This is a genomic window from Paracoccus zeaxanthinifaciens ATCC 21588 (genome assembly GCF_000420145.1).
Lineage (GTDB): Bacteria > Pseudomonadota > Alphaproteobacteria > Rhodobacterales > Rhodobacteraceae > Paracoccus > Paracoccus zeaxanthinifaciens.
On record NZ_ATUJ01000014.1, the window covers coordinates 11,720 to 37,405 of the forward strand.

The window sequence follows — 25,686 nt, forward strand, 5'->3', positions numbered from 1 at the left end:
CATTTCGTCAGCTTCCCAAGATCTGGCAGAGCTTGTCCAGCTGATCCAGATCCTTGTAGCTGATCGTGATCTGACCGCCCTTGGCACCTGCGTGATTGATGGAAACCTTCATCCGCAGATGTGCGCCAAGATCCGATTCTAGCGCGCGGGTGTCGGCGTCCTTCTCGGGCTGCTTGCGCTGCTCCTTCGGAGCCTCGGATCCCGACTGATTCAGCTTGCGGACAAGATCCTCGGTCTCTCGGACCGACAGGCCCTTCTCGATCACCTTCTTGGCCAGCCCCAAGGGGTCAGGCGCCGTGATCAGGGCGCGGGCGTGGCCGGCGCTCAGCTTGCCGTCCTTGACCAGTTCTTGCACCTGATCGGGCAGATTCAACAGGCGGAGAAGGTTTGCGATGTGGCTGCGGCTCTTGTTCAGCGCCTCGGCCAGGCGTTCCTGGGTATGCCCGAAGCGGTCCATCAGTTGACGGAACGACGACGCCTCTTCGATCGAGTTCAGATCGGCGCGCTGAATATTTTCGATGATCGCGACTTCGAGGACTTCGTTGTCCGAGAAGTCGCGGATGATCACCGGAAGCTCGTGCAGCTGCGCCATCTGCGCAGCGCGCCAGCGACGTTCACCCGCGACGATCTGGAACAGATCGCTGTCCTTCGGATGAGGGCGAACGATCAACGGCTGCAGAACGCCACGAGATTTCAGCGACTCGGCCAGCTCGCGAAGCGCATCCGGATCGAATGCGCGGCGGGGTTGGTCGGGATTCGCGGTGATCTGCTCGATCGGGATCAGCGTCCGATCCTTGGACGGCTTGATACTCTCGCCCCCGGACGGGCCTGCAGCGACGTCGATATCCGCCATCAGCGCAGACAAACCGCGACCCAACCCTCGCTTCGCAAGCTTGTTCTCTGCCATCATGCCACCTCCGGGACCAGTTTCAGACGCGCGAGGAACTCTGCCGCGAACTGACGATAGGCGGCGCTGCCCTTCGAGTTCGGATCATACGCCAGAACCGGCTGCGCGAAAGAGGGAGCTTCAGACACGCGCACATTTCGCGGGATCACGGTCGGATAGACGAGTTCACCAAGCGTGGCACGGGCGTCAGCCTCTACCTGTTGCGACAGGTTGTTGCGGTTGTCCGACATCGTCAGAAGGACGCCATTGATCCGAAGTTTGGGGTTCGCGGATTCGCGAACTTGGCGGAAAGTACCCAGAAGCTGGGTAAGTCCTTCGAGCGCATAGAATTCGGCCTGAAGCGGGATCAGGATGCCGGTCGCAGCAACCATCGCGTTCAGCGTCAGCAAACCCAAGGTCGGCGGGCAGTCGATCAGGATGATCGCCCCTTCGGGCGCCTTTGCCAGCTGTGCGTCCAAACGCTTGATCCGGTCGGAATGCTGCGCAAAATCGACATCGGCGGATGAAAGATCCGAGGTCGCCGGAACCAGCATCAGATCATGCACGTCGGTCGGTTGCATGATGGACTCTAGATCAGCCTCGCCCGTCAGAAGATCATAGACCGTCTTTTCCCGCTGATCCGTCTCGATCCCCAGCCCTGTCGACGCGTTCCCCTGTGGATCCAGGTCGATCAGGATCGTCTTGTGCCCTGCCTCGGCAAGTGCGGCCGCGAGGTTCACCGCGGTGGTCGTTTTGCCCACCCCACCCTTTTGGTTTGCGATTGCGATGACATGCTTATCAGGCATGGGAAACCTCGGATATTCTGAGAATTGCTGCTTCTTGGTCGGTGATACTTGGGATCGCGTCGACCGAAAAGCGCCAATCCCGCTTGGCGAGCGCAACCTCCTCGGGCCAGGTCCTTCCCTTCATGAAATACGCCGTGCCTTCGGTTTCGAGATGCAGTTCACAATAACCGAGAAGCTCAGGCAGGGCGGCTAATGCCCTGGCCGATAGGTGGTCGGCGTTCTGAGGGCGCGCTACCTCGATCCGATCCGTAAGGACAGAGGTGCGAGCCAAGGACAGTTCTCTTATCGCAGTTCTTAGAAAGGTCGACTTTCGTTGATCGCTTTCGATCAGCACAATCTTCAAGTCGCATTCCTGAAATGCAGCAGCTACGACGATTCCTGGGAACCCGCCGCCGCTTCCGATATCGACCCATTTCCCCTTCGGATCGACAACCGCCGCAGTCAGTTGCATGCAATCGGCAATATGACGATCCTCAAGATCATCCAACGTCGAAGGCGCAACAAGATTAATCTTCGGATTCCATTTGCGGACAAGATTGGCGTAGGCCGAAAGCCGCTCTTGTGTTTCACGTGAAACAGTATTCACGCGCGCTTCCTTTCGCGAATGCGTGTTGCTGCCAGCAGGATCGTCAAACCTGCGGGAGTCATACCTTCAATCTTCTGTGCCTCGGCAAGCGTGACAGGTTTGGCTTGGGACAGCTTGCGAACCAATTCGCCCGACAGCCCTCCAAGTGCTTCGTAGTCAAGGTCAGGCGATAGAACGATCGATCCGCTTTCACGCAGGGCCTCTGCATCGCGAGACTGACGCTCGGTATACTGGCTATAGAGCGCATCGTTCTGCAGCTGCTTCAATGTGCTATTCGTGATCCCCTCAAACTCGCTAAAGCAGGAAACAAGGCGATCAACGTTAATATCTGCAAGCCCCAGCAGTTCGAACAAACTTCGTTTGCTCCCGTCTTGACGCACCTGAAACCCGAGACCTTTTAACTCCGTCGGCGAAACCTTGCGATCCTCCAGCGCATTTCGGGCCTTCAAGTATGCGGCCTGCCGGATAGCAAAAGAGCTCGCCCGAGGCTCAGCGACGAGCCCCAGTTCAATCCCCATCGGTGTCAGCCGCTGATCCGCATTATCGGCGCGCAGGGAAAGTCGAAATTCAGCGCGCGATGTGAACATGCGATATGGCTCCGTGACACCACGCGTCGTCAGGTCATCGATCATCACGCCGATGTAGCTATCCGCCCTGCTAAACACGACAGGCTCGGCACTGGCAGCGTAGCGCGCAGCGTTCACGCCAGCGACAAGCCCTTGGGCGGCGGCTTCTTCGTAGCCCGTAGTACCGTTAATTTGGCCAGCGAAGTATATCCCCTTAGCCTTCCTAACCTTCAGCGATGCATCCACCGCCCTTGGATCGACATAGTCGTACTCGACCGCGTATCCCGGCTGCAGGATCTCAACATTCTCCAGCCCTTTCATTGTACGGACATATCGAAGCTGGACGTCCTCGGGCAAAGACGTCGAGATGCCGTTTGGATAAACCGTGAAGTCGTCCAGCCCCTCGGGTTCGAGGAATACCTGGTGCGATCCCTTATCTGCGAACCGAACGACCTTATCCTCGATCGACGGGCAATATCTCGGACCTCTTCCTGAAATATGCCCACCATACATTGCAGATCGATCCAGATTCTCTGTGATGATACGGTGAGTTTCAGGATTGGTATGCGTTATGCCACAGGAGATCTGCTTCGCTTCCGGCGCATCGTTCAAATACGAGAAGACGACAGGCTCATCGTCGCCCGGTTGGTTGTCCAGAACACCCCAGTCGATGGTTCGCCCATCCAACCGAGGCGGCGTACCAGTCTTGAGCCGGCCAAGCGGCAACTCCAACTTTGCCAGTGCGCCCGCCAAGCCAGCGGAGGCCTTATCGCCCCACCGCCCAGCCTTGCGCGAGACATCACCAATATGGATCGTTCCATTCAAGAAGGTACCGGTCGTCACGACGACCGAACGCGCATGAAGCTCTATTCCGTCGGCTGTTTGCACACCCTTAATCGTATCGCCCTGACGCAGAAGATCGGACACCTCAGCATAGATCAGTTCAAGATTCGGGTAGTTCTCGACGACCTCCAGCGCGACGCGACGATATATCGCGCGGTCCATTTGCGCACGCGGTCCCTGCACCGCCGGCCCTTTTCGCCGGTTCAGCAGTCGAAACTGAATCCCCGCGCGGTCAGCGATGCGCCCCATCACACCGTCAAGCGCGTCAACCTCTCGAACCAAGTGCCCCTTGCCCAATCCGCCGATTGCTGGATTGCAGGAAAGCGTCCCGATATCTTCCCTCCGCATCGTAACCAAGCAGGTCTTGGCGCCCATCCGCGCCGCAGCAGTAGCTGCCTCCAGCCCCGCATGCCCGCCGCCAACCACGACAACATCAAATTGTTTCACGTGAAGCATTCTCATTTTCCGATGCAGAACGAAGAGAAGATAAGATCAAGATAGTCCTCCGCGTCGATTCGACCAAGAAGTCGATCAAGCGCCGAGTTACAGACTCGCAAGGATTCGCTGACGAGTTCGACAGGCAGGTCTCTGGTATCGGTAAGCGCCATCGCTGCAACCGACAGTTCCTTCAACTGCCGCTCGTGACTTACAATTCCCGCAGCGGCGGTTTGATCAGCCAAACGCTCATGGATCCTGGTCAGCAATTGGTCGATGCCCTGCCCCGTCACCGAGGATACCTGCACATCTCCAAGTTTCACGCCAAGGTCAGATCTGCCTGATACGCGCAGGTCGCCATCTTTCCACAAATCAGGCGAAACCTCTCCGGTATCGGACATATGGAGCCGCATGTCGGCATCTGCTGCACGCTTACGCGCACGGTCGATCCCGATCGTCTCGACGGTATCGTCGGATTCGCGCAACCCGGCGGTATCAAGAACCGTCACCGCAAGACCGTGCAGATCCATGCGTACTTCGATCACATCGCGCGTCGTGCCCGCGATATCCGAGACAATCGCAACTTCGCGCTTGGCCAAGCGGTTCAGAAGAGATGATTTTCCAGCGTTTGGCGGCCCGACGATCGCAATCTCGAAACCTTCGCGGATCCGTTCAGCGGCCGAAAATCCGTCGATCTCTCGTTCGATCTCTGTCCGCAGCTTGTCGATCAGCTCGAAAGCCCTGTCCGGGACCTCTTCGGGCACGTCCTCGTCTGCGAAATCTACGCTGGCTTCGACCAAGGCACCGGCCTCGATCAGCCAAGATCGCCAAATTTCGGCCTTCTTTGCCAATTCACCGGACGCGGCACGCAATGCCAGCTTCCGTTGCGCCTCGGTTTCGGCCGCCAGAAGATCGCCCAATCCCTCGATCTCGGCCAAATCCATTCGGCCGTTCAAGAAGGCGCGGCGTGTGAATTCTCCCGCCTCGGCTGGTCGCAGGCCCTGGTCCAGAAGCGCCCTGACCGCCCGACGCACCACAACCGGCGCGCCATGCAGCTGCAGCTCGGCGACCTCTTCGCCCGTGAAACTGCTTCCGGCGGCGAACCATATCGCCAGAACCTGATCGATATTCTCGCCTTCATCGACCAGATCGCGGAAATAGGCATGCCGCGGCTTCGGCATCGAACCGACCAGCTTTTCGGCAGCCGCGCGCGCGCCATTTCCGCTGAGGCGGATGACGGAAACGCCCCCCCGCCCAGGCGGGGTGGCTTCTGCGAAGATCAGGTCCATGCTTGCCTCGTCAGGCGTTCATCGAGTCGAAAAACTCGGAGTTGGTCTTGGTCTGTTTCAGTTTCGAGATCAGGAACTCGATGGCGTCGGTCGTGCCCATCGGGTTCAGGATCCGGCGCAGCAGATAGGTCTTCTGCAGGTCCTTGCTGTCGACCAGCAGCTCTTCCTTCCGCGTGCCCGATTTCAGGATGTCCATCGCCGGGAAGACGCGCTTGTCGGCGACCTTGCGGTCCAGCACGATCTCGCTGTTGCCGGTGCCCTTGAACTCTTCGAAGATCACTTCGTCCATGCGCGAACCGGTATCGATCAGCGCGGTCGCGATGATCGTCAACGAGCCGCCCTCTTCGATGTTCCGCGCGGCGCCGAAGAACCGCTTCGGGCGCTGCAGCGCATTCGCATCCACACCACCGGTCAGCACCTTGCCCGAGCTGGGCACCACAGTGTTGAAGGCTCTACCAAGTCTTGTGATCGAGTCGAGAAGAATCACAACATCTCGTTTGTGTTCGACCAGGCGCTTGGCCTTCTCGATCACCATCTCGGACACCGCAACGTGGCGGCTTGCCGGTTCGTCGAAGGTCGAGGACACGACCTCGCCACGGACCGAGCGCTGCATGTCGGTGACTTCCTCGGGGCGTTCGTCGATCAGCAGCACGATCAGATAGCACTCGGGGTGATTCTTCTCGATCGAATGCGCGATGTTCTGCAGCAGAACCGTCTTACCGGTGCGCGGAGGCGCCACGATCAGCGAACGCTGGCCCTTCCCGATAGGCGCCACCAGGTCGATGATGCGCGCGCTGCGATCCTTGATGGTCGGATCCTCGATCTCCATCTTCAGGCGATCATTGGGATAAAGCGGCGTCAGGTTGTCGAAGGCGACCTTGTGGCGGGCCTTCTCGGGGCTTTCGAAGTTGATCCGCTCGACCTTGGTCAGCGCGAAATAGCGCTCGTTCTCGCCCGGGGCGCGGATCACGCCCTCGACCGTGTCGCCCGTGCGCAGCGAATGCTGGCGGATCATGTCGGGGCTGACATAGATGTCGTCCGGACCCGGAAGATAGTTCGCCTCGGTCGAGCGCAGGAAGCCGAAGCCGTCCTGAACGACCTCGAGCACGCCCTCGCCGCCGATTTCCCAGCCCTCCTCGGCATGCTCCTTCAGGATCGAGAACATCATCTCGCCCTTGCGCATGGTCGAGGCGTTCTCGATCTCCCATTCCTCGGCCATCGACAGCAGGTCTGCCGGGCTTTTGGCCTTCAGGTCGGACAGGTTGAGACGTTCTTCGGTCATATCGGCATGAACCCTCGGCCAACCGGCATCATGCGGCGGCGTTGCAGACTTGTATCGGAGAATCCCGTACCGGATGGCCGGGCTTGGAGGGCGAGATAAGCCCCCGGGCCCCACGAGTCAATCTTCGGCTCAGAACTTCACGATGACCGAGGTGACGATGACGATCATCAGAAGGGTCGGAACCTCGTTCATCATCCGGTAGCGGCGGCCCGTTCCGATGCGCCCCCGTTCCAGCATCCGCCTTTCGCGGGCGCACCACATGTGGAACCAGGTCATCGCGATGACCGCAGCCGCCTTGGTCCAAGGCCAAGCCATTGAAAAAGATACGATTCCCGGCGTCAGAACCAGTGATATCCCGCTGATCCAGGTGGCGATCATGGCCGGGTTCATGATCACCCGAAGCAGCTTTCCCTCCATGATCGCGAAACTTGCGACGGGCTCCTGGCCGCGGTCCGCACGCTCGGCGTGATAGACGAACAGCCTTGGCAGATAGAACAGGCCCGCCATCCAGCTGATGACGGCCATGACGTGAAACGCCTTCACCCAAGGATAGATCAGGCCAAGCCAGTCGAACATCCGGACCTCCGTTCCCTCTCCCTTAAATAAAGAAAGATAAGAAAGGAATGATGTTGAAGTAGGGCCTGTTGATAGGGGGATTACAGGCTTTCTCGCGACTCGTTCCCCAGATTCTCGACCCTGTGGAAAACCCTGTGTATTCACTGTGCGAGAACTGAAAAGCCGTTTGTAAACAATCACTCACGATGTGGATAACTTTGCGGATAATGAAATGGCCGCCGATTCGCCCACAACCGAGTTATCCCGCCGGCCCTGACGGTCCACCTGTGGAAAACGCGTCCTGGTTCCGCCTCCGTTCCAGGCCCTGGATCGACCGAATCAGCATACGCTGCGATTCGCCCTCGTGATTCGACCCGATTCCCCCAAGAACTTGTCCACACCGACCTGCGGACAGATGCGCCGCTTTCGCCACAGACGGCGAATCATCGGCCCGGACGACCTTTTTTCCCAAGGGATCGCGGCATAGGCTGCCTGTGCAGAACTTCAGCGATCCAAGGCCAGATGACCGACGAGACAGCCACCGCCCCGATCAGCCACGCCCCCCTTGCCGGGGTCATCGGCATGCCAATCGCGCATTCGCAGTCGCCGAAGCTGCACGGATACTGGCTGAAGCGTTACGGCCTGTCGGGGCATTACGTGCCGATCCCGGTCATGCCCGAACACCTGGCCGAGGTTCTTCGCATGATGCCCCGCATGGGATTCGTCGGCGCGAACGTGACCATCCCCCACAAGGAGGCCGTTCTGACGCTTGCCGACACGGTCACCGACCGCGCGGCCCTGATCGGCGCGGCGAACACGCTGATCTTCCGCCCCGACGGCAAGATCCACGCCGACAACACCGACGGCTACGGCTTCATCGCCAATCTGCGGCAGCATGCGCCGGACTGGGATGCGGGGGCCGGTCCCGCCGCCGTCATCGGCGCGGGGGGCGCCGCGCGCGCGGTCGTGGCCTCGCTTCTGGACAGCGGCGTCACCGAGCTGCGCATCGCGAACCGCACCAGGCTGAGGGCCGAACAGATCAAGGCCGAATTCGGCGCAAGGCTGGTCGTCTACGACTGGGCGCAGGTCGGGAACATGCTGGACGGGGCCGCGACGGTGGTGAACGCGACCTCGCTCGGGATGGACGGCAAGCAGCCGCTGCGCATTCCGCTGGAGGCGTTGTCGCCGGACGCGCTGGCCACGGATCTGGTCTATACCCCGCTGATGACCCCCTTCCTGACCGAGGCGGCCGAGCGCGGCTGCCATGTCGTCGACGGCCTTGGCATGCTGCTGCACCAGGCCGCACCTGGGTTCGAGCGCTGGTTCGGCCACCGCCCCGAGGTCGATGACGAGACCCGCCGGCTGATCCTCTCATGACCTATCGGCTGGGCCTGACCGGCAGCATCGGCATGGGCAAATCGACCACGGCCCGCATCTTCGCGGATCTGGGCCATCCGGTCTGGGATGCGGATGCGGCGGTGCACAGGATCTATGCCCGCGGGGGCGCGGCGGTCGGTCCGGTGGGCGACCTGTTTCCGGGTGCCATCAGCGACGGCGCGGTCGATCGCGCGGCGCTGAAGCGTGCCATTGCGCGCGACGATACCGCGCTGAAACGGCTGGAAGGCGTCGTCCACCCGCTGGTCGCGGCCGACAGGGATGCCTTCGTGGCAGCCCATGCCGATGCGCCGCTGGTGGTCCTGGACATCCCGCTGCTGTTCGAAAGCGCGGCCCCGCCCGAACTGGACGGGATCGCCGTCGTCTCGACCGATGCGGCGACGCAGCGGCAGCGGGTTCTTGCCCGCCCCGGCATGACCGAGGAAACCTTCGCGATGATCCTTGCGCGCCAGATGCCGGACGCCGATAAGCGCGCCCGCGCCGATTGGGTGATCCCGTCGGATACCCTCGATGCGGCGCGGAATGCCGTCCAGAAGATCGTCCAGAAGGTGACCGCCCATGCGTGAGATCGTGCTCGACACGGAAACCACAGGCTTCGACGCCGAGGGTGCCGACCGCATCGTCGAGATCGGCGCGCTGGAACTGCTGAACCACCTGCCCACGGGCAACACGTTCCACGTCTATATCAACCCCGAACGCTCGATGCCCAAGGAGGCCTTCGACGTCCACGGTCTTGGCGACGAGTTCCTGGCCGACAAGCCCAAATTCGCCGAGGTCGCGCAGGGCTTCATCGACTTCATCGGTCCCGATGCGAAGCTGGTGATCCACAACGCCGCCTTCGACATGAAATTCCTGAACGCGGAACTGCGCCGCGCGGGCCATGCGACCCTGCCCTGGGCGCGGGCGCTGGATACGCTGGCACTGGCGCGGGAACGGTTCCCCGGCTCTCCGGCGACGCTGGATGCGCTCTGCCGCCGCTTCGGCGTGGACAATTCGGGTCGCGAACTGCACGGCGCGCTTCTGGACAGCGAATTGCTGGCCGAGGTCTATCTGGAACTGATCGGGGGGCGGCAGCCGGACCTGGTGCTTGGCGGTCCTGCGCAGGACCAGGACGACAAGGATGCCGAGGGCGCGGTCATGCGCAGCCGCGCCAAACGCCCGCGCCCCCTGCCGTCCCGCCTGTCCGAGGACGAGGCCCGCGCCCATGCCGAATTCGTGGCATCCCTGGGCGAGGAATCCCTCTGGGCGCGCATGTCGCAGGGCTGAGCCTTGCCAGCGGGGCCACGGCCCCGCATGCTGGTCGCGTCAACGGGAGGTCGGATGCTGGAACGTCTGCGCGACTTCGGAAGCTTTCTCGGGGCCATCCTGGAGCGGATGGACAAGACCCACATGACGCTGATCGCGGCCGGGGTCGCGTTCTATTCCATGTTCGCGGTCTTTCCGGGCCTTGCCGCGATCATCGCATTGTGGAGCCTGTGGTTCGATCCCGCCGTCGTGCTGACCTATCTGGAGGTCGCGCATGAGTTCCTGCCCGAGGGCGCGGCCACGCTGGTCGACGACCAGGTGATGTCGCTGACCTCGAACGGGCGCACATCGATGGGCTGGACGTCGTTTCTGTCCTTCATGATCGCGACCATTGCCGCGCGGGCAGGCGTGGACGCGTTGATCCGCGGGCTGAACGCGGCCTATGGCGTGCGGACCCATTCGACCATCTTCGGCTTCGTGCTGGCCTATGCGCTGACGCTGGTGATCGTGGGGATATCGCTTGCGGGCCTTGCGACCATCGTCATCGTGCCGGTGGTGCTGAACTTCTTCGTCATCGCGCCGCTGCGTTCGATGCTGCTGACCTATCTGCCCTGGGCCGCGCTGTTCATGCTGGTGATCCTGACCATCGGGATACTCTATCGCTATGGCCCGAACGTGAAGACGCCGCGCACGCCGATCTTCACCTGGGGGGCGGTCTTCGCGGCGCTGCTGTGGTCGGCGGGCTCGATCGCATTTTCCAGCTACCTGGGCAGTTTCAACAGCTACAACCGCATCTACGGGTCCATCGGGACGGTCGTGGCGCTGCTGATGTGGTTCTATGTCGCCGGGTTCTCGGTGCTGCTGGGGGCACTGGTGAACGTGGAACTGGCCCGCAGGCGTCGCCTGCGCGCCGTCCGGGAGGCGCGCGAGGAATTCATGCAGATGGCGGGGAAGGACGCGGCGGGCTGACCCGCCGCGCGCAGATCAGACCTGCATGCCCTCGGTCGAGGCGAAGAACATCGCCTGGCTGACGGCCGAACGCACCTGTTCCTCGCCATAGGGCTTCGAGATCAGGAAGGCCGGTTCCGGACGGTCGCCGGTCAGCAGGCGCTCGGGGAAGGCGGTGATGAAGATCACCGGGATGTCGCCCATGCTTTCCAGCAGCTCGTTGACGGCCTCGACCCCCGAGGACCCGTCGGCCAGCTGGATGTCGGCCAGGATCAGGTCCGGACGCTCCTTGGCGGCAAGGTCGATCGCGGCGGTGTGGGTGCGCGCGACGCCGGTCACTTCGTGGCCCATCGCCTGCACGATGCCCTTGAGGTCCATCGCGATGATCATCTCGTCCTCGATCACCATGACTTTGCCGCGCAGGGCGCTGCTCATCTCGGACAGGGCGATCTGGACCAGCTCGTCGGCCTCGGCGGGCTCGATCTGCATGACGCGGGCGATCTGGTCGCTGCGCAGCTCCTCGATGGTGCGCAGCAGCAGCGCCTCGCGCGAGTTGGGCGTCAGGCCGCGAAGGTGATCCTGGGCGCGGCGTTCGCGCGTGGTCAGGTCCGCTTCCTCGACCGGCTGGCCGGAGCTGATCCAGATGGCGTGGAAGGTCTTGAACAGCGCGATCCGCAGATCATCCTCGCCATCCAGCACCGAACGGTCGCTGAGGATGGCTTCGAGGGTCGCTGCCGCATAATTGTCGCCGGCACCCTGACTGCCGGTCAGGGCGCGGGCGTAACGGCGCAGATAGGGCAGTTCGCGTCCGATATTTTGGGCCAGATCGGCAGCAGTCATTTCACAGTCCTCTTAATTCCATATTGCAAGGAACCATCTTGGGCCCCTATCGGTTGCATCCTGTGCGCACAAGATTGTCAGGACCTACCTCACTATGACACCGAAGCGGGACGATCGGCGGAAACAGGCCGTGGAACAGCAAATCGATGAAAACCTGAAACGCGTCTACGAACAAGACGTTACGGACAACGTTCCTGAAAGGTTCCTCGACCTTCTGAAGAAGCTGAAGGAACAGGGATGATTCCCCTTCCGCCCCATTTCCCCGTCCGGAAAGTTCTTGCATGACCAGTTCAGCCTCCTCGGATCCGCGCGACCAGCTTGTCGATCACCTGCCCGCCCTGCGTGCCTTCGCCCTGTCGCTGACCCGCGAAGGGGCTTCCGCCGACGACCTGGTGCAGGACACCATCGTCAAGGCATGGACCAACATGGACAAGTTCCAGGCGGGCACGAACCTGCGGGCCTGGCTGTTCACCATCCTGCGCAACACATTCTATTCCGCGCGTCGCAAGACCAAGCGCGAGGTCAGCGACACCGACGGCATCCATGCCGCGCGCCAGGCCACGCGACCGGACCATGACGGCCGCCTTGCCCTCAACGATTTCCGCGAGGCGTTCCAGAAGCTGCCCGACGAACAGCGCGAGGCGCTGATCCTGGTCGGGGCCTCGGGCTTCTCCTACGAGGAAGCGGCCGGGATGACCGGCGTGGCGGTCGGCACCGTCAAGTCGCGCGCGAACCGCGGTCGCCGCCGCCTTGCCGAACTGCTGCACCTTGCCGAGGGAGAGGAGCTGAACATGACCGATCAGGCGACGCTGGCCGTCATGGCACAGAACAACAGCTCTTCCCGCTGAGGCAGGGGTGCTCGGGCGGATCTCCGATCGGCTGGATTTCACGAGGCGTCTGGGCTTCCGCCTGGGCGCCCTTCTCTCTGTCGCGATCCTGCCCATCGGCCTGATCTCGCTGGTCCAGAACCTGCACCTTGCCCGAGAGGCCGAGCGCAGCGCCGAGATCGCGCTTCTGGGGCGCACGGCCTCGGCGGCGTCGGGTGAACGGGCGCTGCTGCAAAGCGCGCTCGGCTCGGCGGATGCGCTTGGTCCTGCGGTGCTGGAAACGCTGGACCGGCCCGATCTGTGCGGCGACCTGATGCGCAATTTCGTCGAACGCAGCGGGACTTATGTCTATGCGGGCTTCGTGCCGCTGGACGGGATGGCGGAATGCACGTCGGCCCCCGCGGGCACCGGTCCGGTCGACATCAACGACCTGCTGGTCTTCCAGCGCTTCCTCGAAAACCCGATGACGGCGGTCTCGTCGATCGCCGAGGGCCCGATCAGCAAGCGTCCCGTCGTGGTCGTGCTGCAGCCCCTCTATCGCGACCGCGAGCTGCTGGGCTATGTCTCGGTATCGGTCTCGCAGGAATTGCTGCGATCGACCCATGCCGTCGATTTCGGGACCGAGGGCGCGCGCGTCCTGACCTTCAACAACCTGGGCGATGTGCTGACCGGTGACGGGATGCTGGGCGCGGATGCCCAGCAGCTGCTGCCGCGCGATGTCGACCTTCTGTCGCTGCAGGGCCAGGGCGAGACGACCTTCCGCGCCGTCGCCAACAACGGCGAGGATCGTGTCTTCACAGTCGTCCCCGTGGTCCCCGGCCTCGTCTATGCGCTTGGCAGCTGGAGCCCGCAGATCGCGGGCATCGGGGTCTTCCAGCTGTCGCGCTTCGGTGCGGTGCTGCTGCCGGTGACGCTGTGGATCGTGTCGCTGGCCGTGGCCTATTTCGCGGTGTTCCGGCTGGTCCTGCGCCATATCACCGTCCTGCGCGGCCAGATGCGCCGCTTCGCCATCGGCGCCCGCGACAAGGCCCCGCCCGTCCTGCAGGGCGCCCCGACCGAGATCACGGATGTCAGCCAGACCTTCCACAACATGGCCCGCATCCTGATCCGCGACGAAGAGGCGATGGAGCAGGCCGTGTCCGAGAAGACCGTCCTGCTGAAGGAGGTCCACCACCGGGTGAAGAACAACCTTCAGCTGATCGCCTCGATCATCAACATGCAGGGGCGGCTGATCGACGATCCCGACGCCAAGCGCGTGCTGCGATCCGTCCAGGACCGCGTGGCGGCGCTGGCGACGATCTATCGCAACCTCTACCAGGCCGAGCAGCTGGATTCCGTCGAGGCCGACCGCCTGATGCGCGACATCATCACCCAGCTGACGAACGTGTCGCAGGGCAGCGTCTCAGGGCTGGTGGTGCATACCGACATCCAGCCGGTCACGATGATGCCCGACCAGGCCGTTCCGCTGACGCTGCTGACGACCGAAGCCTTCACCAACGCGCTGAAATACGCGGGCCGCGGGCCTGCGGACAAGGCGCCCTGGGTGCGTGTCGCGCTGTCGTCGCCCGAACCCGGGCGCGGGCTTCTGGTGGTCGAGAACTCGACCGACGGGACCGACCAGGAACAGGGGACGGGTCTTGGCAGCCAGCTGATCGAGGCCTTCGCCATGCAGCTCGAGGGCGAGGTGCAGTTGGAGGACATGGCCGACCGCTATCGGCTGACGCTACCCTTCCGCATCGCGCGCACGCATGTCCCGCAGGGCGGCGATCCGCGGCAGGTGGTGCTGACCTCGGCGGCGCGGGACGGGGCCCAGCACTGAGCCTGCTTGCGCCTGCGGCCAGCTGCTTTATCTTTCATGCATGAATGACGGGTCCGCGAAATACGACATGGGCACCGGGCGCGGGCTGATCGCCTGCCCCAATTGCGATGCCCTGCATGTCGAGGAAGAACTGGAGCTGGGCGAGACCGCCCGCTGCATCCGCTGCGGCACGGTCCTGGCCAAGCCGCGCGACGGCGCCTTCGCGCAGCTGATCGCGCTGGCCTTCACCTCGATGGTGCTGCTGGTGGGGGCGATCTTCTTTCCCTTCCTCGAGGTGTCGACCATGGGCTTCGGCAATGCCAGCTCTCTCTTCGACGTGGCGCTGGCCTTCGCCGAAGGGGTGATGCTGCCGCTGGTCCTGGCGGTCCTGGCCATGATCATCGGGTTGCCGATCTTCCGGTCCTTCCTGCTGGTCTATACCCTCGTGCCGCTGGCGCAGGGGCGGCCACCCTTCCGCCATGCCGCCCGCGCCTTCCGCTGGTCGGAACTGCTGCGCCCCTGGTCCATGGCCGAGATCTTCGTGATCGGCACGGCGGTCGCGCTGATCAAGGTGGCGGGGCTTGCGACCGTGCATCTGGGTCCGGCCTTCTGGGCCTTCTGCGCGCTGATCTTCGTGAACGTCGCCAGCCGCGCCTTCATGTGCCAGACCTCGATCTGGGACGCGATCGAGGATGCGGGCATCGAAACCGAATTCACCCGGAAGGCCCGCGGATGAGCGCCCCCGACAGCGACCACAAGGGACCGATCCTGACCGCGCATCGCGCGGGGCTGGTCGGGTGCCATCGCTGCGGCCGGGTCTGGCCGCTGGAACAGCACCGCTGCACGCGCTGCGGGGCGCATCTGGTCCCGCCCGACCGTCGCGGCCTGCAGAAGGTCTGGGCCTGGTGGTTCGCGGGGCTGATCTGCTACGTGCCCGCCAACCTGTTCCCGATGATGCGGACGGAAACCTTCGCGGGCCTTGCGGGCAATACGGAATCCACCATCCTCGGCGGCGTGATGGAGCTGATCCACCACGGCAGCTACGACATCGCGCTGATCGTCTTCGTGGCCTCGGTGATCGTGCCCATCGGCAAGTTCCTGGCGATCGCGTGGCTTGCGACCGTCGCGGGGCAGCCCGCCACCGTCGATCAGGCCCATTCGCGGCTGAAGGTCTACGAGGTCGTGGAATTCATCGGCCGATGGTCGATGATCGACGTCTTCGTCGTGGCCATCCTGTCGGCGCTGGTCCAGCTGGGCTTCGTCGCCTCGATCCATCCCGGCCCCGCCGCCGTGTCATTCGCGCTGTCCGTCGCCTTCACGATGCTGTCGGCCCAAAGCTTCGATGCCCGGCTGATCTGGCGCGGCCTGCCGCTGCGCCGCGCGACCGACTGACCCCATCCCACCCCTTCGCCATCAGGAACGACTGCCGATGACAGACAAGCCCCAGCCCCCCAAGCCCGCCAGCCCGGTCCGCAAGACCGCGGCACGCGCCGCACAGGCAGGGGTGAACGTCATCTGGATCGTGCCCATCGTCGCGCTGATCGTGACGCTTGCGATCGCGTGGAACAGCTTCCGCGACCGCGGCACGCTGATCGACATCGAGTTCGCCGACGCGACCGGCATCACGCCCGGCGACACCACGCTGCGCTTCCGCGAGATCGTCGTGGGCCAGGTCGAGGGGGTACGCTTTACCGACGACCTGTCCAGCGTCGTGGTCTCGATCCGCGTGGACAAGGATGTCGCGCCCTATATCGACGACGAATCCTCGTTCTGGATCGTGCGCCCGCAGGTCAGCGCGCAGGGCGTCACGCGGCTGGATACCGTGCTGACCGGTGCCTTCATCGAAGGCTACTGGGACGCCGAGATCACCGAGACCGCCACCCGCTTTGCCGGGTTGGAGCGCCCGCCCCTGATCCGCAGCGACCAGAAGGGCACTTGGGTCAAGCTGATGATGGACGATGCCGATGGCCTGAGCGAGGGCGCCCCGATCCTGTTCCGCGGGGTCGAGGTCGGGCGGCTGGAGAATATCCGCCTGTCCGAGGACAGCGAGCGCGTCCGCGTCGATGCCTTCATCAGGGCCCCGCATGACGCACGCCTGACCAGCGCCTCGGTCTTCTGGGACACCTCGGGCTTCTCGTTGTCGCTGGGGTCGCAGGGGCTGGCGTTCAACGTGAATTCGCTGTCCTCGGTGCTGCAGGGCGGCGTGGCCTTCGACACGCTGATCAGTGGCGGCCAGCCGGTCGAGCCGGGCCACAGCTTCGAGCTGCTGCCCGACGAGGACACGGCCCGCAGCCAGCTGTTCGTCAGCGACGACAGCGAACGCCTGCGCATCGCCATGCTGATCGACGATTCCGTCGAGGGGCTGAGCAAGGGCGCCGATGTCCAGTACCAGGGCCTGCGCGTCGGCAGCGTGACCGACATCGCGGTCCGGCTGGGCCAGGACGACCAGGGCGCCGAGCGTGTCCAGCAGCTGATCACGCTGACCATCGCGCCGCGCCGCCTCGGCCTGCCCGAGGACGCGACCGCCGATGACGCGCTGGAGCTGCTCTCGCGCGAGGTGGCTGCCGGCGTGCGCGGGCGCATCGCCAGTTCGGGCTTCCTCGGGACCTCCCTGATCGTCGAACTGGTGCCGGTGCCCGACGCACCGCAGGCCGTGATCGACGTCGATGCCGACCCGGTCCCGCTGATCCCCTCGGTCGCCGGGGACCTGGACGATTTCACCAACAGCGCGCAGGGGCTGGTGACGCGGATCGGCGATCTGCCCATCGAAGAGGTGATGAACAGCGCCCGCGACATGATGGACAGCATCACCGCCATCGCCGCATCCGAGGAAACCCGCGCCATTCCGGGCGCGCTGCGCAAGGCCGTCGAGGACGGCTCGGTCGCGCTGGAGGACGTGGCCCAGATCACCTCGCGCCTGCGCGAGGCCGATAGCGGACAGTCCATCGCGACCCTGATCGAGGACGCGACCGCCGCCGTGAACGCCGTCACCGAGGCCGCCGCCGACATGCCCGAGATGGTCGAGCAGATCGACGTCGCCGCCGCCGCCGTCGAGGAGTTCGGCTTTGCCGAGATCAGCGCCCAGGCCGAGGGCATCATGGCCGATCTGCGCGCCATGCTGGGCAGCGAGGATGCCGAGCAGCTGCCGCGGAACCTGTCGGACACGCTGGCCGCCGCGACCGGGCTGATGAACGACCTGCGCGACGGCGGTGCGGCGACCAGCCTGAATGACGCGCTGCGTTCCGCCAGCGTTGCCGCGGACGAGATCGCGAAATCGGTCGAGGCCCTGCCCGCCTTGATCCGCAGCCTGCAGGCGACTGCGGGTCGCGCCGACACGCTGTTTGCCAGCTATGGCGAACGGTCGGCCTTCAACAACGAACTGATCACCACGCTGCGCGAACTGCGCCGCGCCACGGCGGCCTTCGGATCGGTCGCTCGGCTGATCGAACGCAACCCCCGCGCCTTCATTCTGGGACGATAAGCCATGACCATCCTCCGCGCCGCGTTCCCCGCAATCTGCCTGCTGATGGCGGCCTGTTCCGACCCCGAGGCGACGGGCCGGTACCTGATCGACCCGCCAACCGCAGGCGTCCAGGTGCCCAACCGTCTCGGCACGGCCGAGCTGAAGGACGTGCAGCTGCCCGAATACGCCTCGGACCAGGAAGTCGCCTTCCAGACCGAAGACGGGGCCGTCCGCTCGAACCCCGACAGCCTGTGGGCCGACAACCCATCGCGCGCGTTCACGACGACGCTGGCGCGCACCATCTCCGAGGTGTCGGGCGCGACCGTCATCGGCGAACCCTGGCCCCTGGCCGAACCCCCGGCCCGCGTGGTCGAGGTGCGGGTCGAGCGGGCCTTGGCGCAGGCCGACGGGATCTATCGCCTCAGCGGGCGGTATTTCGTGTCCGATGACGGGTTGAAGGGGTCGGGCACCAATTATGCCCGCAGCTTCGACATCCGAGTGCCGCTGGCCGAACCCGGCCCCGGCGCGACCGCCCGCGCCGCAAGCGAGGCCATCAGCCAGCTGGCGCAGCAGATCGCCAGCCTGTCGGGTCCCGGCGCTGCCATCGCGACGGTCACCCCGCGCGTGGACGATCTGGATTTCGCAGGCATCTTCTGAATTAAAGAACCGGCCCGGCGTGCTGCCGGGCCGGTTCCATCCGCGGGTATTCCCAAAACCAGGGGGTGACTCTTCAAACAAACATCGCCCGCGGATATTCCGTGTTCTCAGCCGATCTCGGACTTGAAGGGGTCCTGGCCGATGACCCTTGCGATGACCGGCAGGACAAAATGGTCGAAGCAGGCGCGGTCGGGCTTGAAGGCGCCGGGGCTGCCGATTCCGCCGCAATCCTCGCAATCCGAGATGGTGCCCCAGCAGTTCGGGCAGGCCCCCAGGGCGCAGGCCAGCATCTCGGCGTGATCGATCAGCAGGGCGTTCTCGCGCTCCAGCCGGCGGAGGCTGACCTTTTCGGCGCTGTCGCCCGCACCACGCGCGGGTTCGGCCCCCAGCAGGCCCAGCTGCGCCATGATGTCCTGATATTCGGTGATGCCCTTGTCCATGTTCCGTCTCCTTCGACCCGACCTTGCGCGGCCTGTGAGACGTGATTCGCACCCCCCCGTGAAACGGGCGTGAAAGGGCCCCGTGAAAGCGTCAGCGATATGCGGGCGCGGGCGGTCCGGGCAGGATCGGATCGGGGTGGCGCGGGTCCGCGGGGGCCATCGCGATCATCGCCGCGCGATCGGCGGGCCGTGCGCCGGCGGCCATCGCCTGCGCCAGCCAGCGCGTGGCCCAGGGCGCCGCAAGAGAGGTGCCGGACATGATCCCGAAGCTGCCCGAGCCGCGCCCGCGCACGATCATGCCGCCATCGAAGGGCGCGGAATCCACGCGCACCATCACGTCGCCGCCCTGTCGCTGCCCGATCAGCGAATTGTAGATCACGCACCCCTCGGACAGCCTGTCCACCGCCCCTGCCCGCAGGGTGGTCGTGCCAGTGGCATAGGCGTTGATCGTGTCGGCACGCTGGACCGCGGACGGGCTTCCGGCCGGATCGTAGGGGATGGGAAAGCCGTCGGGCGCAAGGTCGCGATAGGCGGGATCGTGAAGCCTGCTCTGACGGGCCTCGCGCGGGAAGCCGCGCAGCACCTCGTCGCGCTGCAGGGACAGCGCATAGTCGCCGGGCTGCGCCCCCGGTGCCACGGCCACCGACCACAGCCCTGCCGTAAGCCACGGATCGCCGGGCCGTTCCGGGCAGGTGGGGTTCAGGATCAGCGTGACGCATTCGCGCCATCCCGATCCGACTCGCGGGGTCGGCGTGTAATAGGCGCGCGCCAGTTCGGCCCCCGACGGATCGCGCAGCCGCGCGACCTGCCCGGGCGCGGTGAAGCCGGTCGTCACCGGCGGCAGGCCCGGCCCCTGCAGCGTGACCTGCATGGGCGAGGCGGGCAGCGCGCTCAGCGGCGGGCCCCATATCTCCAGCGGGGTCACGGTGCGGTCGTCCGGCGGCAGCTGCCAGCCCAGGAACCGCCCCGGCGGCAGATCGGCGCGCAGCCGCCCCATGCGGTGATTGCCCGAGGGCAGCACGATCCGCACGGGCCCCAGGTCGGGGGCGTCGAACCCCGACACGGCGTCCAGGAACCTCTCGACCAGGCTGGAGCCGTCGCGCGGGCCCGCTGTCAGGCCAAGGCTGATGTTCAGGACCACCGGCAGGCGGACCGAGTTCGCGGGCAGGCCGCGCACGGCCTCGATCTGGCGACACAGGCGCCGCGCGCGCGTCAGCACGAACAGCACGGCGGCGATCATGACGCCGGGTGCCAGCGTGCCGGTGGTGTCGGCCAGGATGCGCGGCGGCAGGTTCACCCCGATCAGCGGCAGGTCCGCCCCGCGCGGATCGTCCTGCGCAAAGCCTGCGGCCAGCAGCGACACCGCCGCGCCATGCCCCGCCGCGAAGGCCGCCGAATGGGTCGTCTGGCGGTTCATGTCCAGGATCCCCGCCGCGCGATAGATCCCGTCCTCGGTCGCGATGCGGCCCCGTTCCAGGTCGCGCAGCCAGCCCGAGATGCGCGCGCCCCGCAGCTCGATCCCGGCGGGCAGGTCCAGCCCCGGTCCCTGCGGGTCATGCGCCACGTCCATCGCCCACAGCGCCGCGACGCGGGACCGCGCGGCCCCCCTGCGCAGGCGTTCATGCGCAAAGGGGATGGCATCGTCGATCACGCCGATGATGCAGCCCGTCTTTGGGTCGGGCAGGTCGTCCGCCGCCATCATGGGGTGGTCGGGGTGCTGCAGGGGGATGGGCTGCGGCGCGGGGTTCACGGCATCGGGCAGCACGACCAGCCCCGGCGCGAACAGCGCGGCGGTCATGGCCTGCAGGTCGGTGCCGCCGATCATTCCGTGAACGCCGCCTGAAGCAGCTCCTCCAGCAGCTGGTCCTGATCCTGCGGCAGGGGCGCGGGGGCCGATTTCGGGATCCCCTCGCGTTCCAGGCGGTCCTGCAGATAGGGCGAGAGGCCCGCGATCCCGCCCTCGGCCATGGGTTCGGGCGGGTCCCAGGCGTGCTGGTCCTTTAGCTCCATCTTGCGACCCATTCGTCATGCGCCCGCTTGACCAGATGCGCCCATAGGGGCGCGGGGGGCACGGTCGCGCCCACCGGCGCGAATGCGGTCGAGGAATCGGTGCCCTCGACCATCTGCTGCAGGACCTGATAGTGGAAGTCCCGCGCGACAGGCCCCGCCGGCGTGTCGTCGACAAAGCGCGTGCCGTCGAAGCTGCCGGTCGTCATGTGGTCGAAGCGCCCCGCACGGGCCATCAGGTATCGCCCGATCTGGATGCCCAGGACCGCCCCCGCGGCGCTGTCGGCGGGGAAATGCACCCCCGCGACCGTGCGGTTGATCGCGATGCGGCAGGCCATGCGGTACAGCCGGTCGCCGGCCTCGATCGGGGCGGCAGGGTCGCGCAGCAGCGCCAGCATCGTGGCAAGGCAGAAGGCCTGCGTGGCATGGCCGCTGGGCAGGGTCGCATGGGCCGGAACCGGGATCACCGGCTGGACCCGGTCGCTGAACCGCGAAGGGCGCGGACAGGCCAGCGCCAGCTTGACCCGCATCACCAGATGGGTGGTGATGTCCAGCCCGCGATAGAGCATCTCGATGATCGCTGCGGCACGAGACGGCTCCATCGGCAGGATGGTCGCGAAGAAGGGCAGCAGCTCGGCGCGCTGGACCTCGATCTCGGGGATGCGGTCGGGGCGCAGTTCGGCATAGTTGCCGACCATCTCGACCGCGTCGCGGAACTGCGTCAGCGACGGGCGCGCGATCTTGGCCAGCACGTTGCCGTCCCACAGGATGGCGCAGCTGTCCGATGCCTCGGGCGGGGCCGACGCCTCGAAGCGCAGCCCCTCGAGCAGTTCGGCGACAAGGATCGCGGCACGCTGATCGTCGTCCAGACGCATCAGCCTTGCGCCCGGCGACAGGTTCGGCTGCTGGCCGGGAACGGGGTCCATGTGTTCCGATCCGACGATCGCGTCGCGCGATCGCATCAGCGCCATCGCGGTCAGAAGCGCGGCCTCGTCGCTTTCGGCGGATTTCGCATGTTTGGCGTGTTTCGCGTGCTTGGCATGAAAAAGAGACATCGGCGATCCGGCAACATGGGTTAAAACCAAGGGCGTTCGATCAGAAGACTCTATCACAAAATCGTGTGATTGGTTAACTTTCATGCGCCCCTGAACCCGCTCACGGTCCGATGACACTGACGCTCAGCCTGATCGGCCCGGTCGAACTGACCGGCCCCGGCGATCTTCGCCTGACCCCGCGCGGCATGCGCGCGCGGGGGGCGCTTGCCGTGATGGGGACGGCGCGAGGACTGCGCCTGCATCGCGCAAGGCTGCAGGACCTGCTGTTCAGCGACCGCGAGCCCGAACATGGCAATGCCAGCCTGCGCCAGCTTCTGCGGGAAATCCGCATCGCCCTGGGCGATCACCGCGATGCGCTGGTATCGGGTCCGGGCTGGGTCGGGCTGGATCCTGAAATGGTGCGCGTGGACATGGTGCCGCGCGTGGGGGCCGACGGGCAGGTGCCGGAATTCGGCGCGGACCTGGACATCCCCGACCCCGAATTCGAGGACTGGCTGCGCGAGGCCCGCCAGGCCGCCGCCTCGGCCATGCCCGAACCCGAGCCTGCGCCGCGCGGCGACAACCTGCCCGCGCTGATCCTGCAAGAGCCGATATCGTCCAGCCAGGACGCCCAGGTCATCGGCAGCATGATCCTGTCCGAGGCCGCGGGCCGCGTGGGCGACCTGCTGCCGGTCGAGATCCTGGGCGACACCCGCGGGCTGACCGGTCCCTGCATCGTCGTGAAATCCATGGCGAACATGCAGGGCGACAGCTTCAACTTCCTCGTGACGCTGACGCATCAGCCCTCGGGGCGGATGATGTGGTCCCAGAGGTTCTCGACCTCGATCGCGGATCTGGGGACGCAGATGGGGGATTTCGTCGCGCGCGCCTGCCTGGGGATGCTGCAGGTGCTGGACCAGGGAACGCGGCTGGGCGCGGCGCTGCAGATCTCGTTCGGGGACATCTTCAGCTTCAGCACCGACCGTCTGAAACGTGCCGATGACGTGCTGGGGCGGCTGGGCGACAGCGTGACCCCCGCCGTGACCCTGTCGCTGCGGGCCTGGATCCGCACGACCCACGCCTATGAGCGGTTGGGGCCGAACCCCGCGGGCGCCATTGCAGAGGCTGCGGAATTCGCGGCCAAGGCGCGGCAGGCGGCCCCCTTCCACGCGACGGCGCTTGCCGTCAGTTCGGTCGTCGAGGCGTTCCTGGACCGCGACGACCTTGCGTTCGAGCTGTCGCGACAGGCGGTGGTGATCGACAGCCAGAACCCGCTTGCGCGGCTGGCGCATTCGCGTGCGCTGGCGGGGATCGGACGCAATGCCGACAGTGCGATGCAGGCGCAGCAGGGCCTGACGCAGGCGCTGTCCAGCATCAATCCCGCGAACTGGCACCTGGGGATCGGGGTCGCGCTGATGCGTGCGGGCGACCTGCCCGGCGCGATGCGCCACCTGGAATCGGTGCATCGCCACGCGCCCGACAACCGGCCCGCGCTGCGCTTCCTGTCGGCCCTGCGCTTTGCCACCCATGACGAGGAAGGCGCCCTGCAGGCGCTGCGCGCGCTCAAGGCGCTGGAGCCCGACTTCTCGTTGGACCTGATGGCCAGCGACGGGTATCCGGTCGATACGCTGCGCAGGCTGGGGCTGCTGAAGATCGCGAAATCGGGGCTGATCTAGGCCAGGGCCGCGATCAGCTGGCCGTGCAGGCGCGGTCCCGCGACGACCATCCCGTCCAGCAGCGCACGCGGGCTGTTGAAGCGCATACGCCCGCCCCGCCGGTCGCTGACCGTCGCGCCCGCGCGTTCCGCGATCAGGCTGCCCGCGGCGATGTCCCATTCCCACGCAGCCCGCAGCGACAGGGCCGCGTCGAAGCGCCCCTCGGCGGCAAGGCACAGGCGCCATGCAAGCGACGACCGGAACTGCCGCTGGAACGGCGGCAGCCGCCCCCCCTTCCAATGCGCGGGATCGGTCACCCCGCGATAGGTCAGCACCTGCGCGCCGTCGATATCGGCATCGGTCGGCGCGATGGGCTGCCCGTTCAGCAGCGCGGGCCCGCCCTCATGCGCGGCATAGGTCAGGTCCAGCGCGGGCAGGTGCACGACCGCCGCCGTGATGCGGTCGCCCGACGCCACGGCCAGCGAATGGGCAAAGCCCTCCTGCCCGTCGATGAAGGCGCGGGTGCCGTCGATGGGGTCGATGATGAAGCAATGCTCGGCGTCCAGACGTTCCGGGTTGGCCTCGCTTTCCTCGGACAGCCAGCCGTAACCGGGCCGCGCGGCGGACAGGCGTGCCAGCAGCGCGTCGTTCACGGCCAGGTCGGCCTCGGTCACGGGACCGGCGTCGCCCGCCTTGTCCCATGCCTGCGGATCGTTGCGCCAGAAGCGCAGGGCGATGGGGCCGACATCCAGTGCGGCCTCCGTCAGCAGCTGCAGGTCGGCCTCAGGCCCCTGCAACGGTCATCCCCTGCACCAGAAGGCTGGGCACCTCGAGCGCGCGCCAGGGCAGCGCATCGTCCGCCGCGACCAGCGTCAGCAGCATCTGCCGCAGGTTGCCCGCGATGGTGCATTCGTTGACCGGCCATGCGATCTGGCCGTTCTCGACCCAGAACCCCGCCGCGCCGCGCGAATAATCGCCCGTCGTCCCGTTGATCGAGGCCCCCAGCATCGACGTCACGATCAGCCCGCGGCCCATTTCGCGGATCAGCGCCTGCTGGTCGCGATCGCCGGGGGTCAGGTGGATGTTGCTGTTGCCGGGCGATGGCGCGGATGCCAGCCCCCGCACCGCCGAGGCCGTGCTGTCCATCCCCAGCTTGCGCGCGGTGGCCAGATCCAGCGTCCAACCGTTCAGGATGCCGTCGGTGACGATCCGGCGTTCGCGCGTAGGCAATCCCTCGGCGTCGAAGGGGCGCGAGGACGGGAAGCGCGGGCGCAGCGGATTCTCGGTCAGGGTCATGCCCGCGGGCAGCACCTGTTCGCCAAGGTCGCGGCGCAGCCAGCTGGCGCCCCGCGCGATGGCGGTGCCGTTCACCGCCGACAGCAGGTGCCCGATCAACGAGGCCGAGACACGGCGGTCGAACAGGATCGGAAAGGCCCCCGTGGGCGGCTTGCGCGCACCCGCGCGGGCGACGGTGCGTTCGCCGGCCAGGATGCCGATCTCTTCGGGGGTGGGCAGGTCGGACGCGAAGATGCGCCCCTCGCCCGCGTAATCGCGTTCCATCCCCAGCCCCTCGCCGGTGATGGCGACGGCGGAAATCGCGTGGCTGGTGCGCCCGTATCCGCCCGAGAACCCGTTCGAGGCCGCAAGCCACATCCGCCGGCTGGAATAGCTGGCATTGGCGCTTTCGACCTGGGAAATGCCCTTGACCGACAGGGCCGCGGCCTCGGCCCGCAGGGCAAGGTCCTGCAGATGCGCCGGATCGGGTTCGGGCGCGTTCTCGGACAGCTCCAGCCCCTCGGCATCTCGGCGGGGCGACAGCTGTTCGGGATCGGCAAGGCCCAGCCAGTCGTCGACCGGGGCGGCGCGCGCCATGGCGACGGCGCGTTCTGCCATCGCAGCGATGGCATCGGCCCCGTGATCCGACGACGACACCGCGCCCTGCCTGCCGCCGACCAGCACGCGCAGGCCGATTTCCACCCCTTCCGAGCGTTCGGCATTTTCCAGCGCGCCGTCGCGCACGTCGATCCCCGTCGCGCGGGCATCGACGGCCATGGCATCGGCCTGGTCGGCCCCGGCCCGGCGGGCGGCGTCGACCAGGGCTTCGGCAAGGTTCTGCAGTTCGGTCATCG

General features: G+C 65.7%; 26 protein-coding genes. 12 read left to right on the forward strand and 14 right to left on the reverse strand.

Annotated elements, in window-relative coordinates:
• Positions 1-7: 7 nt before the first annotated feature.
• The 7 genes from F804_RS0112330 to hemJ all read right to left on the reverse strand — a co-directional run bounded on the left by F804_RS0112330 (position 8) and on the right by hemJ (position 7,269).
• Positions 8-907 carry a ParB/RepB/Spo0J family partition protein gene (locus F804_RS0112330; RefSeq protein WP_028725944.1) on the reverse strand — a complete coding sequence of 300 codons (900 nt, stop codon included), beginning with the start codon at positions 905-907 and terminating at the stop codon, positions 8-10.
• On the reverse strand, positions 907-1,692 hold the full coding sequence (locus F804_RS0112335) for a ParA family protein (protein ID WP_028725945.1): 786 nt from the start codon (positions 1,690-1,692) through the stop codon (positions 907-909). The genes F804_RS0112330 and F804_RS0112335 overlap by 1 nt, the downstream gene beginning before the upstream one ends.
• The gene (gene rsmG, locus F804_RS0112340) at positions 1,685-2,278 is read right to left on the reverse strand and encodes a 16S rRNA (guanine(527)-N(7))-methyltransferase RsmG (protein ID WP_022708051.1); all 594 of its coding nucleotides are present in this window, start codon (positions 2,276-2,278) and stop codon (positions 1,685-1,687) included. Before rsmG ends, F804_RS0112335 begins: the two co-directional genes overlap by 8 nt.
• Positions 2,275-4,143: a tRNA uridine-5-carboxymethylaminomethyl(34) synthesis enzyme MnmG gene (gene mnmG / locus F804_RS0112345; RefSeq protein WP_022708052.1), complete on the reverse strand. Its 1,869-nt coding sequence runs from the start codon at positions 4,141-4,143 to the stop codon at positions 2,275-2,277. Before mnmG ends, rsmG begins: the two co-directional genes overlap by 4 nt.
• A 2-nt stretch (positions 4,144-4,145) precedes the next feature.
• Positions 4,146-5,411, reverse strand: coding sequence for a tRNA uridine-5-carboxymethylaminomethyl(34) synthesis GTPase MnmE (mnmE, locus tag F804_RS0112350; protein ID WP_022708053.1), 1,266 nt, complete (start codon positions 5,409-5,411; stop codon positions 4,146-4,148).
• A gap of 10 nt (positions 5,412-5,421) precedes the next feature.
• On the reverse strand, positions 5,422-6,693 hold the full coding sequence (rho, locus tag F804_RS0112355) for a transcription termination factor Rho (RefSeq protein WP_022708054.1): 1,272 nt from the start codon (positions 6,691-6,693) through the stop codon (positions 5,422-5,424).
• 129 nt (positions 6,694-6,822) lie between these two features.
• Entirely contained in the window at positions 6,823-7,269 is a 447-nt protein-coding gene (gene hemJ / locus F804_RS0112360; protein WP_022708055.1) for a protoporphyrinogen oxidase HemJ, read from the reverse strand.
• Between the two features lie 501 nt (positions 7,270-7,770).
• Between hemJ and F804_RS0112365 the strand changes: the two genes are divergently transcribed.
• From F804_RS0112365 to F804_RS0112380, 4 genes are read left to right on the forward strand one after another with little or no spacing between them, the layout of a single operon-like run.
• On the forward strand, positions 7,771-8,625 hold the full coding sequence (locus tag F804_RS0112365) for a shikimate dehydrogenase (RefSeq protein ID WP_022708056.1): 855 nt from the start codon (positions 7,771-7,773) through the stop codon (positions 8,623-8,625).
• Positions 8,622-9,209: a dephospho-CoA kinase gene (gene coaE / locus F804_RS0112370; RefSeq protein WP_022708057.1), complete on the forward strand. Its 588-nt coding sequence runs from the start codon at positions 8,622-8,624 to the stop codon at positions 9,207-9,209. Before F804_RS0112365 ends, coaE begins: the two co-directional genes overlap by 4 nt.
• On the forward strand, positions 9,202-9,909 hold the full coding sequence (gene dnaQ, locus F804_RS0112375) for a DNA polymerase III subunit epsilon (protein WP_022708058.1): 708 nt from the start codon (positions 9,202-9,204) through the stop codon (positions 9,907-9,909). The genes coaE and dnaQ overlap by 8 nt, the downstream gene beginning before the upstream one ends.
• A gap of 54 nt (positions 9,910-9,963) precedes the next feature.
• A complete protein-coding gene (locus F804_RS0112380; protein WP_022708059.1) occupies positions 9,964-10,857 on the forward strand; it encodes a YihY/virulence factor BrkB family protein in 894 nt (297 codons plus the stop codon).
• A 15-nt stretch (positions 10,858-10,872) separates the two neighbouring features.
• Here F804_RS0112380 and F804_RS0112385 read toward each other — a convergent pair whose 3' ends face one another.
• Positions 10,873-11,676 (reverse strand): response regulator, encoded by an 804-nt coding sequence (locus F804_RS0112385; protein WP_022708060.1) that lies wholly within the window; start codon positions 11,674-11,676, stop codon positions 10,873-10,875.
• A gap of 94 nt (positions 11,677-11,770) precedes the next feature.
• Between F804_RS0112385 and F804_RS17535 the strand changes: the two genes are divergently transcribed.
• The 7 genes from F804_RS17535 to F804_RS0112420 are packed head-to-tail and all read left to right on the forward strand — an operon-like array spanning position 11,771 to position 18,421.
• Complete coding sequence (locus F804_RS17535) at positions 11,771-11,917, forward strand: NepR family anti-sigma factor (RefSeq protein WP_022708061.1); 147 nt, start codon at positions 11,771-11,773, stop codon at positions 11,915-11,917.
• A 40-nt stretch (positions 11,918-11,957) separates the two neighbouring features.
• Positions 11,958-12,524 (forward strand): RNA polymerase sigma factor, encoded by a 567-nt coding sequence (locus F804_RS0112395; RefSeq protein ID WP_022708062.1) that lies wholly within the window; start codon positions 11,958-11,960, stop codon positions 12,522-12,524.
• A 7-nt stretch (positions 12,525-12,531) separates the two neighbouring features.
• Positions 12,532-14,322 (forward strand): sensor histidine kinase, encoded by a 1,791-nt coding sequence (locus F804_RS0112400; RefSeq protein ID WP_022708063.1) that lies wholly within the window; start codon positions 12,532-12,534, stop codon positions 14,320-14,322.
• Between the two features lie 40 nt (positions 14,323-14,362).
• On the forward strand, positions 14,363-15,037 hold the full coding sequence (locus F804_RS0112405) for a paraquat-inducible protein A (RefSeq protein WP_051142378.1): 675 nt from the start codon (positions 14,363-14,365) through the stop codon (positions 15,035-15,037).
• Complete coding sequence (locus F804_RS0112410) at positions 15,034-15,693, forward strand: paraquat-inducible protein A (protein ID WP_022708065.1); 660 nt, start codon at positions 15,034-15,036, stop codon at positions 15,691-15,693. The genes F804_RS0112405 and F804_RS0112410 overlap by 4 nt, the downstream gene beginning before the upstream one ends.
• A gap of 37 nt (positions 15,694-15,730) precedes the next feature.
• Positions 15,731-17,782: a PqiB family protein gene (locus F804_RS0112415; protein ID WP_022708066.1), complete on the forward strand. Its 2,052-nt coding sequence runs from the start codon at positions 15,731-15,733 to the stop codon at positions 17,780-17,782.
• Positions 17,783-17,785: 3 nt separating this feature from the next.
• Positions 17,786-18,421 (forward strand): PqiC family protein, encoded by a 636-nt coding sequence (locus tag F804_RS0112420; protein WP_022708067.1) that lies wholly within the window; start codon positions 17,786-17,788, stop codon positions 18,419-18,421.
• Positions 18,422-18,528: 107 nt separating this feature from the next.
• On the opposite strand, the gene F804_RS0112425 is transcribed toward F804_RS0112420, so the two are convergent.
• The 4 genes from F804_RS0112425 to F804_RS17025 all read right to left on the reverse strand — a co-directional run bounded on the left by F804_RS0112425 (position 18,529) and on the right by F804_RS17025 (position 21,923).
• A complete protein-coding gene (locus tag F804_RS0112425) occupies positions 18,529-18,861 on the reverse strand; it encodes a hypothetical protein (protein WP_022708068.1) in 333 nt (110 codons plus the stop codon).
• A 91-nt stretch (positions 18,862-18,952) separates the two neighbouring features.
• Positions 18,953-20,686 (reverse strand): S8/S53 family peptidase, encoded by a 1,734-nt coding sequence (locus F804_RS0112430; protein ID WP_022708069.1) that lies wholly within the window; start codon positions 20,684-20,686, stop codon positions 18,953-18,955.
• On the reverse strand, positions 20,683-20,871 hold the full coding sequence (locus F804_RS0112435; protein WP_022708070.1) for a hypothetical protein: 189 nt from the start codon (positions 20,869-20,871) through the stop codon (positions 20,683-20,685). Before F804_RS0112435 ends, F804_RS0112430 begins: the two co-directional genes overlap by 4 nt.
• Positions 20,862-21,923, reverse strand: a complete 1,062-nt coding sequence (locus F804_RS17025) for a phosphatase PAP2 family protein (protein WP_022708071.1) — start codon at positions 21,921-21,923, stop codon at positions 20,862-20,864. The genes F804_RS0112435 and F804_RS17025 overlap by 10 nt, the downstream gene beginning before the upstream one ends.
• Positions 21,924-22,033: 110 nt before the next feature.
• Between F804_RS17025 and F804_RS0112445 the strand changes: the two genes are divergently transcribed.
• Positions 22,034-23,578, forward strand: a complete 1,545-nt coding sequence (locus tag F804_RS0112445) for an AfsR/SARP family transcriptional regulator (RefSeq protein ID WP_022708072.1) — start codon at positions 22,034-22,036, stop codon at positions 23,576-23,578.
• Here F804_RS0112445 and F804_RS0112450 read toward each other — a convergent pair.
• Both F804_RS0112450 and F804_RS0112455 read right to left on the reverse strand, forming a co-directional pair.
• Positions 23,575-24,354, reverse strand: coding sequence for an inositol monophosphatase family protein (locus F804_RS0112450; protein ID WP_022708073.1), 780 nt, complete (start codon positions 24,352-24,354; stop codon positions 23,575-23,577). The genes F804_RS0112445 and F804_RS0112450 overlap by 4 nt on opposite strands.
• On the reverse strand, positions 24,341-25,684 hold the full coding sequence (locus tag F804_RS0112455) for a TldD/PmbA family protein (protein WP_022708074.1): 1,344 nt from the start codon (positions 25,682-25,684) through the stop codon (positions 24,341-24,343). The genes F804_RS0112450 and F804_RS0112455 overlap by 14 nt, the downstream gene beginning before the upstream one ends.
• Between the last annotated feature and the right edge of the window lie 2 nt (positions 25,685-25,686).